Source organism: Occallatibacter sp., from assembly GCF_049802275.1.
GTDB lineage: Bacteria > Acidobacteriota > Terriglobia > Terriglobales > Acidobacteriaceae > Telmatobacter.
Map to the genome: position 1 here is coordinate 1 of NZ_JBARMD010000741.1, position 3,365 is coordinate 3,365.

Below are 3,365 nucleotides of genomic sequence, written 5' to 3' on the forward strand. Positions count from 1 at the left end.
TCAACGCGGAAACAGCTCGAACTGCTGAATCGCAATCCTCGGAGCGATAAACGTGTGCTCGATATCCGGCAGAAACATCACGGTAATCTCATTAAACTTCCGCAGCGGTGCGCCGGGCGGCACGGAAAAACGAATCGTTTCGTACGACGGTATTGTTTTTACTGAGAAATGACCCGGCTCGGTCGACACAATCAACTGCTGACCAAGGTAGAGGGTTCGCTTCGATGACGATTCTTCATCCGTCAGCAACACACCAAGCGAAACAACGCCTTGTTTATTGTCGCGATTTTCAATCGCAATCTCGATCTCGCGACATCGCGCCGTGGGGATTGCTCGCGTCAGCTTCTGATGCGCATTCATCACCAGTGCGACGGCGTTGCTTGATTCCACATCGACATTGACGGGCGTGCCCTGCGCGACATGGGCTTCGGGCCCCGGCCGCTTCGATGGTGGCTGTAGAAACCAGTACGGGCCGTCGAAACGAAGGATGAGGGGCCGCTTTGTTCCCGGCGCGAGGATGGAGGCATCAGCAACCAATGGCGGCACAAACTCCTTCTTCTTCGGATACGGCCAGAGAACCACGCTCTCGTATCCTCCTGCACCGGACGTTGAGAGCGGCGCCCTCGGATCGGCAGGGAGGTGTCTGGCAGCGCGCGCTTCGCCATTTGCGACGACACTTGGCATTGCAGCTTGATTGCGATGGGCCACACCATCCAGCAAAGCCCAGACAGTGAGCAAAAGGGCAGGAACAGCGGCGATTGCAACGCGTATCGCCGCCCGCCTCATCTGAACGTCGCGCTCGAAGGCCTCGCGCGGCGGAATGGTCTTCTTCCATGCAAAAAGGAACGCGCTGATTGCAAGCAAGGAGGCTGCCGTGTAGTTGGAACGGCTTGCGATCGCCGCGCCTGCAGCGAACAAGCTGAGCGCAATCAGATAACCGTGCAGCTCAAGAGGTGCACGGTAGAGCGACTCGGCAAACAGGTCCCCTTCTTCCCACGGCAGCGCCTTCGGTTGACTCGGGACAAACACGAAGTAGGTTGCGGTTCTCAATCCAGTCGCCAGCATGAACGTGCCAAACATGGCGACGAACGCCGTCATTCCGGAAATCTGTTCAGCAAAGAGCATCATGGCGGGCACCCAGACCCATCCTGCTGTGCAGGTCAATGCAAACAACGAGAACGGCACCGGCGATCGTTCACGAAGCGGGCTCGAAGGACTTATCCAGTAGAGCCATGAGCCTGCGATTCCACCGAGTGCTCCAATCGCAACGAAGATCAGTGCATTCACAAAGAGTGACGCGATGCTGACTGAGTGTGAATCCGGCAGACGGCAAAGAAGCATGGCCACGATCATGGAATTGACCAGTCCGGCGGAGACCATGAAAGCGAGAAAGCGCTGAACTGCCGTCGACTGAGGCAATGGTGCAGCGGCAATCTCATCGGACTTCGATGGATTCAACTCTGGAATGACGAAGAGCGGATCTACATCGCGCCCGATGCGGTGAACTGTTCCCCAAAGGGCAACCAGCAGAGCGACAAAATATGGAAAGCGAATGAAGTTGGCTAGGGTCCCCAGATCAAAGATTTGCCCCCACGAACTTGTCGCCAACTTTGCATTCGCAAGACCAGGCAATGAATACCAATACAGGTTAGCCACCAGGAAAGTGGCACCGTAAACCAGCGGCAAGGTCACCGACACAATCCAGAATGCCCGGCGCAGGTCCTTTTGTTGTACGGGCTTCCTGAGGAGGGAATGCACGAGCTGGTAGATCAGCAAGGCCGCCCAGAGGAAAGCCGCATGTAAAGCTATCCATCCGATCAGAGCCAGAGGCAGCCAGATCGGTCCAAGAAGTTGCGATGCTTTATCGATAGTTGGTGAATCTTCAATTTCTTCAATCGCTGCGTACCACACCGGCGAGAGCATCGACCAAAGCAATGCGAAAACAAGCGCGGGTCCTCGAGCATACAGGTTGCTGCTCCATGACACAACGCACGCGGAAGTGACCTGTCGCCAATACCACGTGTTCGAACGGCCGAGCCGGAAAACTTCGAGCAGGTCGCCATCCAGCGCTTCATCGCGATCACCTGGAGTCAGGTGCCTCAGCATCCACATCGCAAGCGGCGGAGGTTCTCTGCGTCTCATCAGCTCTCCTGCGGCACGTCGATTTTCAGATCGGGAATCGTCTGCCAGAGCCGCGTCAGTACCTTGCGTGTCTCATGTACCTGGCGCAATCCTTCCTTCGTAACATGGAAAAAGCGCTTCGCCTTACCACCGCGTTCCGGGGTCGGATCGCCGAGGACGGAGGTAATCAGGCCTTTCGCTTCCAGGCGCTCCAGAGCCGCGTATACGCTGCCGACCGCTACATCTTTCCCCCGGTGTTTTTCCAGTTCGCGCGAAATCGGAACTCCGTATGCCTCCTCTCCAAGGTGAATCACCGCGAGAAGAAGCATGAGTTCGAACTCCCCGAGATAGCTTCGTTCCGACATTAATTCAACAATAGCGAAGAAACTGTACTCGCGCAATTGAATTTCCGGCGCAAGGGCATATTACCGGTCGCGCACAGGTGCCTTATCATCCTCTCGTGCCCTCAAAGCCAAAGCTCGTGCTCGACACATCGCTGCTGAAGCCCGGGTTCCGCCTTGCCGTGGGCCTCTCCGGAGGCGCTGACTCGGTCGCGCTGCTGTGCGCTCTCGTTGATCGGAGCAGGGAACTGGGCCTCGTTCTGCACGCCGCGCATCTTCATCATGGCTTGCGGGGCGCGGAAGCTGATGCGGACCTTGAGTTCTGCCGCGATCTTGCAGCGAAGTTTAGCCTGCCCTTCCATGAAGAGCGCGTGGACACTGTTGCGGAAGCTCGACGGACCCCAAAGCCTTCGTCCGCTGAAGACGCGGATTCCATCCCCGCCGACTCCATCGAAGGGACCGCGCGGCGCCTGCGCTACCAGTGGTTTCGGAAACTGCTGTCCGAAATTCCGCTCGATGCGGTTGCGACTGCGCACACGCTCGACGACCAGGCAGAGACCGTGCTTGCCAAATTCCTGCGCGGGGCGTGGACCGAGGGGCTATCTGGGATTCATCCAAGGCTGGAAGGCTCAGAGGGTGGTGGACTAATCGTTCGCCCCCTGCTCCACACCACTCGCGCCGAGATTGAAGCCTTTCTCAAGACGCGCAACCAGCCGTGGCGCGAAGACTCCACCAATCGCCACCTGACCTTTACGCGCAACCGCATTCGCCACGAACTGCTGCCGCAGCTCGCGACGTGGAATCCCCAACTCCGCGACCATCTTGCGCAGATGGCTGAGCTGGCTCGTGATGAAGAAGCCTGGTGGGAATCTGAAGTCTCGCGCGCGGCCGAGCGGGTCGTTC

3 protein-coding genes are annotated in these 3,365 nt (G+C 57.9%); 1 reads left to right on the forward strand and 2 read right to left on the reverse strand.

Annotated features, from left to right (window positions below; all coding sequences use genetic code 11):
* Together WA354_RS24930 and WA354_RS24935 are read right to left on the reverse strand one after the other, a co-directional pair.
* On the reverse strand, positions 1 to 2,142 hold the full coding sequence (locus tag WA354_RS24930) for a hypothetical protein (protein ID WP_472815734.1): 2,142 nt from the start codon (positions 2,140 to 2,142) through the stop codon (positions 1 to 3).
* The gene (locus WA354_RS24935) at positions 2,142 to 2,450 is read right to left on the reverse strand and encodes a PadR family transcriptional regulator (RefSeq protein WP_472815735.1); all 309 of its coding nucleotides are present in this window, start codon (positions 2,448 to 2,450) and stop codon (positions 2,142 to 2,144) included. The genes WA354_RS24930 and WA354_RS24935 overlap by 1 nt, the downstream gene beginning before the upstream one ends.
* A 131-nt stretch (positions 2,451 to 2,581) precedes the next feature.
* On the opposite strand from WA354_RS24935, the gene tilS reads away from it, so the two are divergent.
* On the forward strand, positions 2,582 to 3,365 hold a 784-nt coding region (gene tilS, locus WA354_RS24940), incomplete at its 3' end, for a tRNA lysidine(34) synthetase TilS (protein ID WP_472815736.1).

Bases quoted from the DNA above. Each gene is read 5' to 3' on its own strand.
- WA354_RS24930 (WP_472815734.1), bottom strand. From the start codon at position 2,142: ATGAGACGCAGAGAACCTCCGCCGCTTGCGATGTGGATGCTGAGGCAC.
- WA354_RS24935 (WP_472815735.1), bottom strand. From the start codon at position 2,450: ATGCTTCTTCTCGCGGTGATTCACCTTGGAGAGGAGGCATACGGAGTT.